Source organism: Comamonas sp. Tr-654 (genome assembly GCF_011752915.1).
Classification (GTDB): domain Bacteria; phylum Pseudomonadota; class Gammaproteobacteria; order Burkholderiales; family Burkholderiaceae_C; genus Comamonas.
Genome location: NZ_VWWQ01000007.1, coordinates 289,917 through 304,081, shown reverse-complemented (window position 1 = coordinate 304,081; position 14,165 = coordinate 289,917). Strand labels below are relative to the sequence as shown.

Here is a 14,165-nt window from a genome sequence, read left to right as displayed (position 1 = left end):
GCAGACTGCCGCTGAGGTTGCCGAAGCGTCGTGAACATGGCCTGCGCCTTCTGCTGTGCCTAAGCGATCTCTGTTTTGATAGCTTTAAACGCAGGCTGCATATAGGATAAGTGCCGATCTGGCTTGTATTTTGGAGATTGGAAAGGACGCACGCATGGGCAAGGCTGCACTGCAGTGGACCGAGGAAATGCTGGCCTGCCTGGGTCAGGAAAAAGACTCGGTGCTGGCCGAGCGCTGGGGCACATCGGCCAAGACGGTCAACCTCAAGCGCAACGCGCTGGGCATTCCGGCTTACGGGCATTTCCAGTGGACCCCGCAAGCACTGGCTCTGCTGGGCCAGGAGGCTGATGCCGAGGTGGCAAGGCAGCTGGGCATCAGCAAGGCCAGCGTGGTGGCCAGGCGTACCGAGCTGGGGATTGCCTCGGTGACGGGCGCTGCTGCCAGCAGTGCTTTTGACTGGTGCGACGAGGCAGTGGCTTTGCTCGGCACCGCGTCCGATGCCAGGATTGCCGAGCAACTGGGCCTGAGCCGCCTGACGGTCTACAACGCTCGGATCGCCAGAGGTATTGCCGCAGCGGGACGGGGAGCGGGCAAGAGCCGCGAGCCATGAACAGCGCTGGTGCGCCAGTGAACGCGCCGGGGTTGCCCCGGCCGCAGACCCTGCTGCGCGCGCTATTGCTGGGCTGGCTGTGGCTGGCGGCCCTGGCCGGCTTTTCCCATCTGCTGACGCGCTTACCGCCCTGGGGCTGGCTGCTCGCAGTCTTGCTGCTGGTGCTGCTGCCAGCCTGGGGGCATTGGCTGCTCCTGATGCTGCGCAAAAAGCTGCTGCGCTTGCAGTTCGCGCCGCAGGGGCATATCGGCCGCTGGCTTGGTGGCGGCTGGTGGCCGGCCTGCAAGGCACTGGCACTGGCCTTGTTGCTGTGCACCAGCTCGCTCTGGCAGGCATGGTTTCTGGCGCCCTGGGAATGGGCTCTGCTGGCGCTGGCTCCCTTGCTCCATGTCTTGCTGGCCTGTGGCCTGCAGGCGGGACTGAAGCGAGAGTTTTCATCCACGGCCTTTGCCTGGGCCTGGGCTCAGCGTGGCGCCAGCTGGCTGTTGCTGGTGCTTCTGGGTGCTGGCTGGCTCTATGGCATGGCCAGTCAGCAGGATATGGGGCGTGCGCTGGCGGTCGGCATGGAGCCTGACGCGCTGAATCACGCTCTGGCCCAGATTCATGCAGCGCCCTCGGGGCTGGTGCGCTGGGGGCTGGATGCCCTGCTTGCCGTGCAACTGGCGGGCGGGGCCATGGCCGACCTGCCTCAGTTGCCCGTGCTGCGCCTGTTGCTGCTGGCGCTGTTCGGCCCGGTAGGCGTGCTGCTGTGTCTGGGGCGAGCCATGCAAGGGGCATCGGCTTCCTCGGCCCTTCTGCTGCAGGCCAGGCCTTCGGGGGGGGAGCGCCATGGCGCGGCGCCCCTGCTGAGCCTCATTGGCGTGCTGGTGCTGGGCATTCTGGTGCAGACCGCAGCCAGCATCGATGGACTGGCGCGCGCCCATGACAGTCCGCTTGCGCTCAGGCGTCTGCCCGAGTGCGAGCGCATCGGGCAGCAGCTCTACAGCCTCGGCACGCTGGAGGCCACACGCGAGCAGGTCATGCAGTTGCTGGGCCGGGCCCAGGCCGGACAGGCCCTGTGCCAGAGCATCCCGGAGATGAATCAGCAGCTGGATGCCGCCGTCGAACGCTATCTGGACTGGTATTTCAGTCTGGGCGCGGAGTGGGGTCGCATCCTCAGTCTGCTCACGGGCGATGTGAACCAGTTTCTGCAGAACAAGCTCAGCGAAACCCTGGTAGCCACGCCAGGACTGGAGGGCTGGGTTCAGACGCTGCAAAAGCAGGCACTGAGCAGCGGCGCTGCTCTGGCCGAGGGCCAGCAGCGCATCGAGGAAACCCTGGCGCGCCATCATCTGGCCCTGGGTCCCGAGCAATGTCTGGTGCGTGCCGAGGTGGCCAGTCTGCCTGCGCTGGAGCTTCTGGGCGATGCACGCCAGCGGCTGACGGCCAGCGCCCTGGTGGGCACGGGGGGCGGTGCTTTTGCTGTGGCCGTTGCGGGCAAGGCCATGGCCAAGGCTTCGATGAAGGCCGCCGGCAAGGTGCTGGCCAAAGCCGCTGCCAAGCAGGGTCTGGGCAAGGCCGGGGCAGCGGTGGCCGGTGCGGCCGTGGGCTCCGTCATTCCTGGTGTCGGCACAGCCGTGGGGGCGGTGGCGGGAGCGGTTGCCGGTGTGGTGCTGGGCGTGGGTATCGACTGGGCGGCACTGTATGCCGAAGAGCTGCTCACGCGCGAAGCCATGCGCGCCGATCTGCGTGCTGCGCTGGGCGAGCAGCTGCAGGGCCTGAGCCGGGCCATGGGCTGTCCCTAGTCGACTTCACAGTCGGCCCGGCGCTGCATCAGGGGCTGCGAAAGCCTGTGCTGCGGGTGCTGTCTAGGGCTGCATTCCCACGAGCGCAGGCGTACAGTGAAGTTTCGCTGCAGGAGTTGCATATGCTCAATTACTCCCTCATGAAACCCGAAGGCATCTTGCTGCTGGAGCCCCATGGGCCCCTGACCGAGCAGGATTTCGACGGCGTCAGCCAGGACGTGGACGATTTCCTGGCCGAGCATCCCAAACTACATGGAGTCATGATCCAGTCCAAGGACTTTCCCGGCTGGGAAAACTGGGCCGGCTTCAGCGCCCATATGGGCTTTGTCAGAGACCATCGCCATCAGGTGGAGCAGATCGCTTTGGTGACCGACAGTCATCTGGCGGGCATGGCCGAATTCGTCGGCAGGCATCTTACGCATGCCGAGGTCAGGCATTTCGCGTTTACCGAAGATGCCATGGCCATGCAGTGGCTGCATGCAGCCTGAGCTGCATATCTGAACCAGTCCGGCAACTCTGCCGCCGAGCCGCGGCCGAGTTGCCTGGATCAGCCTAGCCCTGTTTTCGGTGGCCGGCCGTCGCGCCCGAAGCACTCGCGCTGGCGGCTACCTGCTGCGGGGCCTGTGCGTAGCGCTTGAACTCCATGGTGTAGGTGGCGCGGCCCTGGGTCATGGAGCGAAGGTGCGTGGCATAGCCGAACATTTCCGATAGCGGCACCTCGGCTTTGATGGTCTTGCCGTCGCCTGCCATATCGTCCATGCCCTGCACCGCGCCGCGGCGTGAGGACAGATTGCCCATCACGGCGCCCGCGTATTCCTCTGGAGTTTCCACCTCGACGGCCATGATGGGCTCCAGAATCACCGGGTCGGCCTTTTTGCAGGCCTCCTTGAAGCCCAGGATGGCGGCCATGCGGAAGGCCTGCTCCGAGGAGTCCACCTCGTGGTAGGAACCGAAGGTCAGCCGCACCCGCACATCGACCACGGGGTAGCCGGCCAGAACGCCCGAGTTCATGGCTTCGCGCAGGCCTTTTTCCACGGCGGGGATGAATTCGCGCGGAATCACGCCGCCCTTGATTTCGTCGACAAATTCAAAGCCTTTGCCCGATTCCAGCGGCTCCACGGTCAGCACCACATGGCCGTACTGGCCCTTGCCGCCGGACTGGCGCACGAACTTGCCGTCCACATCGCTGACTGTCTTGCGGATGGTCTCGCGGTAGGCCACCTGGGGCTTGCCCACATTGGCGGCCACATTGAATTCGCGCTTCATGCGGTCGACGATGATTTCCAGGTGCAGCTCGCCCATGCCGGCAATGATGGTCTGGCCCGACTCCTCGTCGCTGCTGACCCTGAAGGACGGGTCCTCGGCAGCAAGGCGTGCCAGCGCCAGGCCCATTTTTTCCTGGTCGGCCTTGCTCCTGGGCTCCACTGCCTGGGCGATCACAGGTTCGGGAAAGGAGATCTTTTCCAGCACGATGGGCGCTTGCGGGTCGCACAGCGTCTCGCCCGTGCTCACGTCCTTGAGACCCACGCAGGCCGCGATGTCGCCGGCGCGGATTTCGTCGATCTCCTGGCGCGCGTTGGCATGCATCTGCACGATGCGGCCTATGCGCTCCTTTTTACCGCGGGTCGGGTTGTAGACCAGATCGCCCTTGGCCAGCACGCCCGAGTACACGCGTACAAAGGTCAGCTGGCCCACGAAGGGGTCGGTCATGAGCTTGAAGGCCAGGGCTGCGAATTTCTCGTCATCGCTGGCATGGCGTATCAGCGTGATGCTGGCACTATCGTCTTCGCTATGGCCTTCGACGGCAGGGACATCGAGCGGCGAAGGCATGAGCTCGATGATTGCGTCGAGCAGACGCTGAACGCCGCGGTTCTTGAAGGCCGAGCCGCAGAGCATGGGCTGAATTTCTGTGGCAATGGTACGCAGGCGCAGGCCGGTGATGATGTCCTCGGCATCGAGGTCGCCGCTGTCCAGGTATTTCTCGGTCAGGGCTTCATTGGCCTCCGCAGCTGCCTCCACCATCTTCTGGCGCCATTCCTGTGCGCTGACCAGAAGCGCGGCGGGGATCTCCTGGTACTCGAACCTCACGCCCTGCGACTCATCGTCCCAGAAGATGGCCTTCATCTTGATGAGATCGACGAGACCGTGAAAATCGGCCTCGGCCCCGATGGGAATGACGATGGGTACGGGGTGGGCCTTGAGGCGGTCCACCATCATCTGGCGCACACGAAAGAAGTCGGCGCCCACACGGTCCATCTTGTTGACGAAGGCCAGGCGCGGCACCTTGTATTTGTTGGCCTGGCGCCAGACGGTCTCCGACTGCGGCTGCACGCCGCCCACGGAGTCGTAGACCATGACCGCGCCGTCGAGCACGCGCATGGAACGCTCGACCTCGATGGTGAAGTCCACGTGACCGGGGGTGTCGATGATGTTGATGCGGTGGGCCGGGAAATTGTGCTCCATGCCCGACCAGAAGGCCGTGGTGGCCGCCGAGGTGATGGTGATGCCGCGTTCCTGCTCCTGCTCCATCCAGTCCATGGTGGCCGCGCCGTCATGGACTTCGCCCAGCTTGTGGTTGACCCCGGTATAGAACAGTATGCGCTCGGTCGTTGTGGTCTTGCCGGCATCGATATGCGCGGAGATGCCGATATTGCGATAGCGTTCTATGGGCGTGTGGCGAGCCATGATGACCTCCCTGAAACACAGTTGTGAAACTGAAATGCCGACACCATGGTGGCGGTGCCAGCAGGCAGAGGAAATGCATCGGAAATACTAGAGAGATGGCTACAAACTCACTGCCAGAGTGGGTATGACTGGCGGCTTACAACCAGCGGTGGGAAGACCAGGCCCCGGGCAAAGCGCAAGGCTTTTGGCCCGGCCGTGTCTGGCTTTTTCTCGCATCTCGCATTCAAAGGCCTTGCGGCCAAAGGACTCCTGGACATGACAGAGCAGAGCATTCAGACAGCCGCCCACAAGATGGTCTACATCCTGGTGGTGGAACAAAGCTTGCGTGCCGGCGAAGGCATGAGCGAGCAAGTGCTTGCCGCCGACCTGCAAAAGCATGGCATCGGTGAAGGCGAGCGCCAGTCTGCGTTGGACTGGGCCGTCGGCAAGGGCTGGCTGGAAAAAGCCGAAGGCGGCGAGGTACGCCTGACCGAAGCCGGCTTCGACATGAATTTCACGCAGTAGCGGCAGGCGTCGGGCAGCGGCCGCCGCCTCGGCGTCTATTCCAGATAGACGCCTTTTTCCTTCTTGCGGGCCCGCATGCCGGTGCGCAGGAACAGCTCGCTGCCTCCTTGCACAGCCAGGGGCTGGCCGGGCTTGCCGCCGTCCTGGGTCAGGTGGGCATCGGCGCGCGCATTCCAGTGCTCCAGAAGATCCTGCAGGGCAAGGCGCTCCGCTTCGTTCAGCTGCGGATGCTGCTCCAGGAACTCCTGCAGATACTGGCGTGCATCCTGCTCCAGCTGCTCGCGCGTGGTTGCTAGCGAGATATAGCTGATGTCATCGTCGCGCCCGCTGGTATGCGTGCCCAGCAGATAGCAGCCGATATAGTCGCCCCGGGGCTGACCCACGGCCGGGTCCTGGCTGAGTTTCTTGAACAGACTGAAGGGCCACATGCGTTGAATTCCTTGGGACTGACGCAAACAGGGAAGCACCACAGGCATTGAACACCTTGCCTGATCCGAGTCTGCGTAAGTCATTTACCTAACACCGGGCCATGGCCCAAACAGGTATTGTCGCCCATGGCTGGACGCGATCAGCATGTGGATGTTGCGCACCGGACGCATGACAAGAGGCGATATGGGAGACATCACTTCGGCGGCAGAACCTTCTGCCAATCCTTGGCTCAGGCGCACATGGCATCTGGCGGCTGCGGCCTGCGGACTGGTTTTGCTGGCAGGAGCCGCGTTGGCGGTCTATGGCGTGCGGGCCCAGCCGCGCCTGGATGGCAAGCTGGTCCTCGAAGGGCTTGAGCGCAGTGTGTGGGTCAGACGCGACGATTCCGATGTCACGCATATCAGCGCCCAATCGCCGCAGGATGCCTGGCGAGCCCTGGGCTTTGTCCATGCGCAGGAGCGCGGCTGGCAGCTGGAGTTCAACCGCCGTCTGATGCAGGGGCGGCTGTCGGAGACTCTGGGCCCGGCCACGCTGGAGCTGGACAAACTGATGCGTGCGCTCGACATTCATGGCGCGGCGCGCCGCCAGTACGCGGCGCTGCCGACTGCCGTGCAGGAAGCCTTGCAGGCCTACAGCCAGGGCATTGCGGCCTTCCATGCGAGGCCCGCTCAGGCTGCCGCCCCGGAGTTCCTGCTGCTGGGCACCCGGGCCGGCAACTGGGAGCCGGAAGATACCGTGGGCTGGGCGCTGATGATGGCGCTGGACCTGGGCGGCAACTGGGGCAACGAGTTCGCGCGGCTGAATCTGCTGCAGGTCCTGAGCACCGAGCAACTGTGGCAACTGATGCCGGCCTATCCGGGCGAGCCGCCCGCGACGGCGGTGGATCTGGCCAGCCTGTACCGCCAGCTCGGTGTCTACCGGGAGGCGGATGCTCAGCCCAAGGTCTCGGCACCGGCCGGGCAGATTCAGTCGGCCTTGCAGCAATGGGCGGCCTCCACGGCGAGGGATATGGGCACGAATGACGGACTGGGCAGCAATAACTGGGTGGTGGCTGGAAGCAAGACCCGAAGCGGCAAGCCCTTGCTGGCCAACGATCCGCATCTGGGGCTGAGCGCTCCGGCCATCTGGTATTTCGCGCGCCTTCAGTCGCCGCAGGGCCGGGCCGGCGACGGCAGCGTCCTGAGCGCGCTGGATGTAACGGGTGCCACCTTGCCCGGCATGCCCTTCGTGGTGCTGGGCCGCACGGCGCAGGTGGCCTGGGGCTTTACCAACACCAACCCCGATGTGCAAGATCTGTACCTGGAACAGATCAACCCGGCCGATGCCAGCCAATACCGCACGCCCACGGGCTGGGAAAATTTTGCCGTGCGCGAGGAAGTCTTCAAGGTCAAGGGCCAGAGCGACGTCAGGGTGACGCTGCGCAGCACGCGCCACGGCCCCGTGATCAGCGATGCGCAGCAGCAATACGGCAAGGTCATCAACACCGATCGCTATGCGCTGGCCCTGCGCTGGGCGGCGCTGGACACCGACAACCGCACGGTGGAGGCCGGCCTCAGGGCCAACGGGGCGCAGACCGTGGCCGAACTGTTCGAGGCGTTTTCCATCTACCACTCGCCCATGCAAAGCATTGTGGCTGCCGATGTGCAGGGCCATATCGGTTTCAAGGCCGCGGGCAGGGTGCCGGTGCGTGCGCCCGACAATGACTTGCGCGGCGTGGCGCCGGCGCCTGGCTGGGATGCGCGCTATGACTGGCAGGGCTGGCTGGGCTACGAGCAGACGCCGCAGGACGATGGCGGCACGCGGGGCTTCGTGGCTACGGCCAACCAGCGTGTGACGGAAGCGGGCTATGCACATTTCCTGACCCAGGACTGGAGCCTGCCCTATCGCCACCAGCGCATTGAGCAGTTGCTGGCGGCCGGCAACCAGCATGATGTGGACAGCATGGCGACGATCCAGAACGATGTGCAGTCCCTGGCCACCCGGGCCTTGCTGCCCGTGCTGCGCAGGGCGCAATCGAGCCACGCCCTGGCAGCGCAGGCGCAGCAACTGCTGGCGGGCTTTGATGGGCAGATGGAGCGGGACAGGCCGGAGCCGCTGATCTTCTCGGTCTGGGTCGACGAGCTGACGCGCGCTCTGGTGATTGCGCGCATTGGCGAGCAGCGCTTTGCCATGAGCTACGGCAAGCGCGACTTCCGCGCCGGGCTGGAAGGAATCCTCGCGCGCAATGACGCCTGGTGGTGCGCGCCGCTGAGCTGCGAGCAACAGGCCGGGCAGGCGCTGACCCGCACGCTGAGCAAGCTGCAGGCCGCCTACGGCAATGATCCGCGCCAATGGCGCTGGGGCGCGGAGCACCCGGCGCTCAGCGCGCACAAGCCGCTGGGCTCGGTGGCGGCACTGGCGGGGGTATTCAATGTGAGCGTGGCCTCTGGCGGCGATGCCTATAGCGTCAATGTCGGGCAGTACAACGCCAATCCGCCGCCCGCCGATGCCAAAGGCCCGCTGGCCGGGCGCTTTGTCAGCCGCCATGCGCCCTCGCTGCGCGCCATCTACGACCTGGGCGATCCGGAGTCCTCGCAGTTCATCTACCAGACGGGGCAGAGCGGGCTGGCGCTGTCGGCCCGTTATGCGGACATGAGTGCGGAGTGGGCCGACGGCCGTTACCGAAAGCTGCAAATGCAGCCGAGGCGCTGGCGCCATGTGCTGGAGCTGCAGACCGGACAGGGGGGAGGCTATAAATAAGTGAGCTTATAGCGCATGTGAAATATTGATTTCAGATATAAATAATGCTGAAAATCAACGATCGCATGTGCTACAAGCTCCTGTAGAGATAGCAAACAGCAGTCGCAGTCTCAGCAGTCACAGTCTTTCAGCGCAGGAAGTCTTCAATCAGCCTGGCCACGGCCTCTGGCTGGTCGTGGTGCAACATATGGCCTGCGTCCTGCACATGGGCGATCTCGCATTGCGGGATGTGGCGAATGCGCTCGTGGTATTGCTCCAGCGTGTAGCGGCCCTGATGCCACTGGCCCAGGCTGTCGTCCGACGCTTCCACCGACAGCGTAGGCGCGCTGATGGCGGCCAGGCAGGCCAGCGCTTCGTCCACGCGGTAGAGATAGGGGTTAGCGATCTTGTGCGCGGCGTCGCCCAGAATATGCCAGCGGCCCTGGGCATCGGGGGCCGACCAATGGTGAGCCAGCCATAGCGCCTTGTCGCGGGGCAGGCGGCGATTGGTTTTTTGCAGGCGGTTGGCAACGGCCTCCACGCTGTCGTAGGACGCGAGGCCCAGGCCGCCGGCACGCTGCTCGCGCAGCTGATCCATCCATTGAGCCAGACGCCCGGGGGCCTGGTCGGCCGTGGTCGGCGCCATGCCGAAGCCCTCGAGATTGACAAAGCGGCGAATGCGCTCGGGCCGCGCCCCGGCATACATGCAGGAGATATTGCCCCCCATGCTGTGGCCGACCAGGTCGATGGGCTGATCGGGCGAGATCTGCTCCAGCAGCATGTCCAGGTCTGCCAGGTAGTCGGTGAAGTAGTAGCTGTCGCAGGGTTCGGCGGCGCGGCTCAGGCCGAAGCCGCGCCAGTCGTGGGCCACGATGCGGCGACCCTGGACAAAGGCGTCGCTGAAAGCGTCGACCACAAACTGGTAGGAGGCGGCCACATCCATCCAGCCATGGGCCAGCACCAGCACCGGCAGATCCGGATCGAGCCGGGAGCCGGGCTCGGGCTCCCAGCTGCGCAGGTGGCACTGCATATTGCGCACGGGCAGCATCTGCGACTGCCACTGGCGGCGCGGCTGATAGGGCGGGATATCGGTGATCGGGCTGGTCTGCGTGGGGTGATGCGTGGTCATAGGGTCTCCGTTGATTTGATTATTGCTGCGCTTGCGGCATGGCCCGTCGTGCGCGGGACAGCCGGGTGCGCAAAAACAGGGAGCCCGCCGTGGTCTTACACTCTGAGGCCCTAAACTCGGGCGCATGACTTTTGCTGCATCCAACTCACGTCTTTCCATGAATCCCGTCGCTCTGGGTCAGAGCGATTTGCGCGTCAGCCCCATCTGTCTGGGCACCATGACGTTTGGCGAGCAGGTCGACGAAGCCGAAGCCTGGCGCATCATGGACCGTGCCGTGGAACGCGGCGTGGATTTCTTCGATACGGCCGAAATGTATTCCGTGCCGGCCCGCGAGGCCACCTGTGGCGCGACGGAGTCCATCATCGGCCGCTGGCTCAAGGCTCGCCCCGGCATGCGCGAGCGGATCACGCTGGCCAGCAAGGTGGCCGGCCCCTCGCGCGGTATGCCCTGGATCCGCGAAGGCTCGGGCCTGTCGGCGCAGGACATCGTGCGCTCTTGCGACGCCAGCCTTGAGCGCCTGCAGACCGAGGTGATCGACCTCTACCAGATTCACTGGCCAGAGCGCCATGTGCCGGCCTTCGGCGGCATGTACTACGACCCTGCCAAGGAAAGCTCGCTCACGCCCATCCACGAACAGCTGCAGGCCCTGGCCGGTCTGGTCAAACAGGGCAAGATCCGCCACATCGGCCTGTCCAACGAGACGCCTTATGGCGTGCATGAGTTCGTGCGCCTGGCCGAGCAGCACGGGCTGCCGCGCGTGGCCGCGATTCAGAATCCCTATTGCCTGGTCAACCGCAGCTATGAGAACGGGCTGGACGAAACCTGCCACCGCCTCGATGTGTCGCTGCTGGCCTATTCGCCGCTGGCGTTCGGCCTGCTGACGGGCAAGTTCGACCAGTTCGCACCGACCGAGGAGGGCGCGCCCAAGCAGGCACGCATCGCCAGGTATGAATCGGTGCAGAGACAGCGCTGGGGCCGCCCCGATGCGCTGGCCGCTGCGCGCCGCTACAACGCGCTGGCTCAGCAGCATGGCCTGACGCCGGTGCAACTGGCGCTGGCTTTCTGCTACACCAAATGGCAGGTGGCCAGCACCATCATCGGTGTGACTTCGGTGGCCCAGCTCGACGAGGATCTGAATGCCTGGGGCACGCAGCTGCCAGCCGAGCTGCTGGCCGCAATCGACACCATCCGCTGGGAGATGCGCGACCCCGCTGTCTGAGCATTTAATGAGGGAAAATGGCTGCAGGCCCATGTGGAGCATGTGCCAGCAGCTATCAAGATTGAATCATGGCAAAAAAAGACAAGAACGCCCATGTGAGCGAGACGCCGGCCACGCAGATGCTCAAGGCCCACAAGGTGGAGTTCACCGAGCACCCTTATGACTATGTGGAGCATGGCGGCACCGAGGAGTCGGCGCGTCAGCTGGGGCTGGACGAGCATGCGGTCATCAAGACCCTGGTGATGCAGGATCAGGATGCCAAGCCGCTGATCGTGCTCATGCATGGCGATTGCAAGGTATCCACCAAGAACCTGGCGCGCCAGATCGGAGCCAAGAGCGTGGAGCCCTGCAAGCCCGAAGTGGCCAACCGCCACAGCGGCTATCTGGTGGGCGGCACCTCGCCGTTTGGCACCAAGCGCGAAATGCCGGTCTATATCGAGGAAACCATACTCGCGCTGCCGCGCATCGCCATCAACGGCGGGCGGCGCGGCTATCTGGTGCAACTGGCCCCTGAGGTTTGTACCCGTCTGCTCGATGCCCGGCCGGTGCACTGCGCGCTGGCAGAATAGGGGGCTAGCCAGCCGGGGGCAGACGTCGGCTGGCAAAAAACGCAAACAACAAGGACTTACGCCAACCAGGATGCACACAGGGCATGACGGTCTAAAAAGCCGCCATGCCTGATCCGGGTTGCGCAAGTCGTGACAACAATCGGTGCCGTCGACCTTGGTTGGCGAGCCTTAGGGCCAGTCTCTGGCCGAGGAATTCCTTTGAACGCCCTCTATCCCGTTATCGCCGTCATCGCGGCCTATCTGATTGGTTCGCTGTCCTTTGCCGTCATCGTCAGCCGCGTGATGGGCCTGAACGACCCGCGCACCTATGGCAGCGGCAACCCTGGGGCCACCAATGTGCTGCGCTCGGGCAGCAAGGCGGCTGCGGCCGTCACGCTGCTGCTGGATGCCCTCAAGGGTCTGGTGCCCGTGGTACTGGTCAAGGCCTTTGGCGAGCCTTTCGGTCTGGGCGACAGCACGGTGGCACTGGCCGGCCTGGCGGCTTTCCTGGGCCATCTGTATCCGGTGTTCTTCGGCTTCAAGGGCGGCAAGGGCGTGGCCACGGCGCTGGGCGTGCTGTTGGGCATCAGCGGCTGGCTGGGTCTGGCGACGGCGCTGACCTGGGTCATCGTGGCCGTGTTCTTCCGTTACTCCTCCCTGGCGGCGCTAGTGGCCTCGGTGTTCGCGCCCGTGTACTACGTGCTGTGCAGCGGCATCGTCTGGGATGCGGAAACGCCCATCACCGCTGCGATTGTGGTGATGGCGATCTTGCTGGTCTGGCGTCATCGCGAAAACATCCAGCGCCTGATCGCCGGCAAGGAGTCCAGGCTGGGTCAGAAAAAGACCGAGGGCTCCAAGCCTGCAGAGGGCGCGGCCCGCAAGAGCGGCAAGAGCAAGCATCGCTAGGGCGCGACTGCTACATTTCGCCGAGGCCGCCTTCAGGCCTCTTCCATTCAAGCGCAAGAAGCTCCTGATTAAATAGCAAAAAGATATGGCTTCCAGCCCATCGCAGCGCGACTACAGCGCTCCCTGTCCTGGTTGTGGCGCGCCGGTCCACTTCGCGAGTGCGCAATCGAGTTTTGCCGTCTGCGAGTTCTGCCGCAGCACCGTGCTGCGCGATGGCGAGACGCTCAAGCGCATTGGCTCCATGGCCGAGGTGTTCGAGGATTACAGCCCGCTGCAGCTCGGCGCTTCGGGCATGGTCAAGCGCAACGGCAAGCCCGAGCCCTTCAGCATCGTGGGCCGCGCGCAATACAAAAGCGCGGCAGGCAGTTGGTCGGAATGGGTGGCTGCGCTCAGCAACGGCGAGCTGGCTTGGTTGAGCGAGGACAACGGCAGCTTTGTCTTTGCCGTGAGCTGGCAGCCGCCGGGCTGGAAGGTGACCGAGTTCCAGCAGCGCGAGTGGCGCATGGGCCGCGAGCTCAAGGCCGGTACGGAATCCTTCACCGTCACCAGCATTCAGGATGCGCAGCTGATGGCGGCTCAGGGCGAGCTGCCCCAGTTGCCCCAGCTGGGCAAGAGCTTCAAGCTGGTGGAGCTGCGCAGCGAGAAGAACCAGATTCTCTCCATCGACTTCAGCGACAAGACACCGGCCTTCAGCCTGGGGGCCGCCGTGGCGCTGGAGGCATTGCAGATGCAGGGCCTGCGCAGCAGCGCCCAGCAAAAAGCCCAGGGGCGGCACTTCAACTGTCCCAAGTGCGGTGCGGTGGTGCCCGTGCGCTTTGATACCACCAAGGCCCTGAGCTGCCCCAGCTGCGGCAGCCTGATCGACATGTCCAAGGGCATGGGGGCGGAGCTGAGCTATGCCGAGCAGCGCAGAAAGGTCAAGCCTCTGATTGCGCTGGGCAGCGAAGGCACGCTCGATGGCCTGAAATGGCAAGTCGTGGGTTTTCAAAGGCGCAGCGGGCGTGGCCTGGGCGAGGATGAGGACGACAGCTTCACCTGGGACGAGTACCTGCTCTACAACAAGAAGGCGGGCTTTTCGTTCATCGTCGATTCGGAGGACGGCTGGAGCACGGCGCGCGTCATCACGGGTGCTCCCAAGCTCAGCAAGAACGGCGCCACTGCGACCTATCTGCAGCGCAAATACCAGCGCGACTATGCCTATCTGGCCGAGACCGAATATGCCGAAGGCGAGTTCTACTGGCCCGTCTTCAAGGGCGCAAAGTCCAGCAATGTGGACTTTGCCAATGGCGGCAAGCAGTCCACGCTGGCGCTGGAGACCGCCAATCAGGAAACCACCTGGACCCACGGGCAGCGTGCGTCGGCAGAGACCATTGCCCAGGCCTTCGGCACCGGCAAGCTCAAGGATCGCTCCCAGGCCAGTCCTCTGTCGGGCAGCGGCTTCAGCTGGGGCACGATTCTGTTCTGGCTGTTCCTGCTGCTGTTCATACTGCCGTTTCTGCGCGCCTGCATGTCCAGCTCCAACTGCGATCCGCGCACCGACCCCAACTGTAGCTACAGCCGCTCCAGCAGCGGCTCCTATGGTGGCTATACCTCCGGCGGAAGCCACAAATAGCACCCCCATCTCATTCGAGGA

The 14,165-nt window shown here is 64.3% G+C and carries 12 protein-coding genes; 9 read left to right on the top strand and 3 right to left on the bottom strand.

What is annotated here, in order from left to right:
- The first annotated feature begins 154 nt into the window (after positions 1 to 154).
- From F3J24_RS21195 to F3J24_RS21185, 3 genes are all read left to right on the top strand, one after another.
- A complete protein-coding gene (locus F3J24_RS21195) occupies positions 155 to 610 on the top strand; it encodes a hypothetical protein (RefSeq protein WP_167010381.1) in 456 nt (151 codons plus the stop codon).
- On the top strand, positions 607 to 2,394 hold the full coding sequence (locus tag F3J24_RS21190) for a hypothetical protein (protein WP_167010379.1): 1,788 nt from the start codon (positions 607 to 609) through the stop codon (positions 2,392 to 2,394). The genes F3J24_RS21195 and F3J24_RS21190 overlap by 4 nt, the downstream gene beginning before the upstream one ends.
- Before the next feature lie 122 nt (positions 2,395 to 2,516).
- A complete protein-coding gene (locus F3J24_RS21185) occupies positions 2,517 to 2,882 on the top strand; it encodes an STAS/SEC14 domain-containing protein (RefSeq protein ID WP_043372113.1) in 366 nt (121 codons plus the stop codon).
- Positions 2,883 to 2,946: 64 nt separating this feature from the next.
- On the opposite strand, the gene fusA is transcribed toward F3J24_RS21185, so the two are convergent.
- Positions 2,947 to 5,079, bottom strand: coding sequence for an elongation factor G (gene fusA, locus F3J24_RS21180; RefSeq protein ID WP_167010377.1), 2,133 nt, complete (start codon positions 5,077 to 5,079; stop codon positions 2,947 to 2,949).
- 255 nt (positions 5,080 to 5,334) lie between these two features.
- Between fusA and F3J24_RS21175 the strand changes: the two genes are divergently transcribed.
- The gene (locus F3J24_RS21175; RefSeq protein ID WP_043004447.1) at positions 5,335 to 5,583 is read left to right on the top strand and encodes a hypothetical protein; all 249 of its coding nucleotides are present in this window, start codon (positions 5,335 to 5,337) and stop codon (positions 5,581 to 5,583) included.
- A 35-nt stretch (positions 5,584 to 5,618) separates the two neighbouring features.
- On the opposite strand, the gene F3J24_RS21170 is transcribed toward F3J24_RS21175, so the two are convergent.
- Positions 5,619 to 6,011, bottom strand: coding sequence for a hypothetical protein (locus F3J24_RS21170; protein WP_167010375.1), 393 nt, complete (start codon positions 6,009 to 6,011; stop codon positions 5,619 to 5,621).
- 184 nt (positions 6,012 to 6,195) lie between these two features.
- Between F3J24_RS21170 and F3J24_RS21165 the strand changes: the two genes are divergently transcribed.
- A complete protein-coding gene (locus tag F3J24_RS21165; RefSeq protein ID WP_167010373.1) occupies positions 6,196 to 8,751 on the top strand; it encodes a penicillin acylase family protein in 2,556 nt (851 codons plus the stop codon).
- A gap of 127 nt (positions 8,752 to 8,878) precedes the next feature.
- Here the strand turns inward: F3J24_RS21165 and F3J24_RS21160 are convergent, their stop codons facing one another.
- Positions 8,879 to 9,859: an alpha/beta fold hydrolase gene (locus F3J24_RS21160; protein WP_167010371.1), complete on the bottom strand. Its 981-nt coding sequence runs from the start codon at positions 9,857 to 9,859 to the stop codon at positions 8,879 to 8,881.
- A gap of 157 nt (positions 9,860 to 10,016) precedes the next feature.
- Between F3J24_RS21160 and F3J24_RS21155 the strand changes: the two genes are divergently transcribed.
- The 4 genes from F3J24_RS21155 to F3J24_RS21140 all read left to right on the top strand — a co-directional run bounded on the left by F3J24_RS21155 (position 10,017) and on the right by F3J24_RS21140 (position 14,144).
- Entirely contained in the window at positions 10,017 to 11,078 is a 1,062-nt protein-coding gene (locus F3J24_RS21155; RefSeq protein WP_043372126.1) for an aldo/keto reductase, read from the top strand.
- Between the two features lie 68 nt (positions 11,079 to 11,146).
- On the top strand, positions 11,147 to 11,647 hold the full coding sequence (ybaK, locus tag F3J24_RS21150; RefSeq protein ID WP_043372128.1) for a Cys-tRNA(Pro) deacylase: 501 nt from the start codon (positions 11,147 to 11,149) through the stop codon (positions 11,645 to 11,647).
- A gap of 198 nt (positions 11,648 to 11,845) precedes the next feature.
- Positions 11,846 to 12,532, top strand: a complete 687-nt coding sequence (gene plsY / locus F3J24_RS21145; protein WP_167010370.1) for a glycerol-3-phosphate 1-O-acyltransferase PlsY — start codon at positions 11,846 to 11,848, stop codon at positions 12,530 to 12,532.
- An 85-nt stretch (positions 12,533 to 12,617) separates the two neighbouring features.
- Positions 12,618 to 14,144: a DUF4178 domain-containing protein gene (locus F3J24_RS21140; protein WP_167010368.1), complete on the top strand. Its 1,527-nt coding sequence runs from the start codon at positions 12,618 to 12,620 to the stop codon at positions 14,142 to 14,144.
- The last annotated feature ends 21 nt before the right edge of the window (positions 14,145 to 14,165 follow it).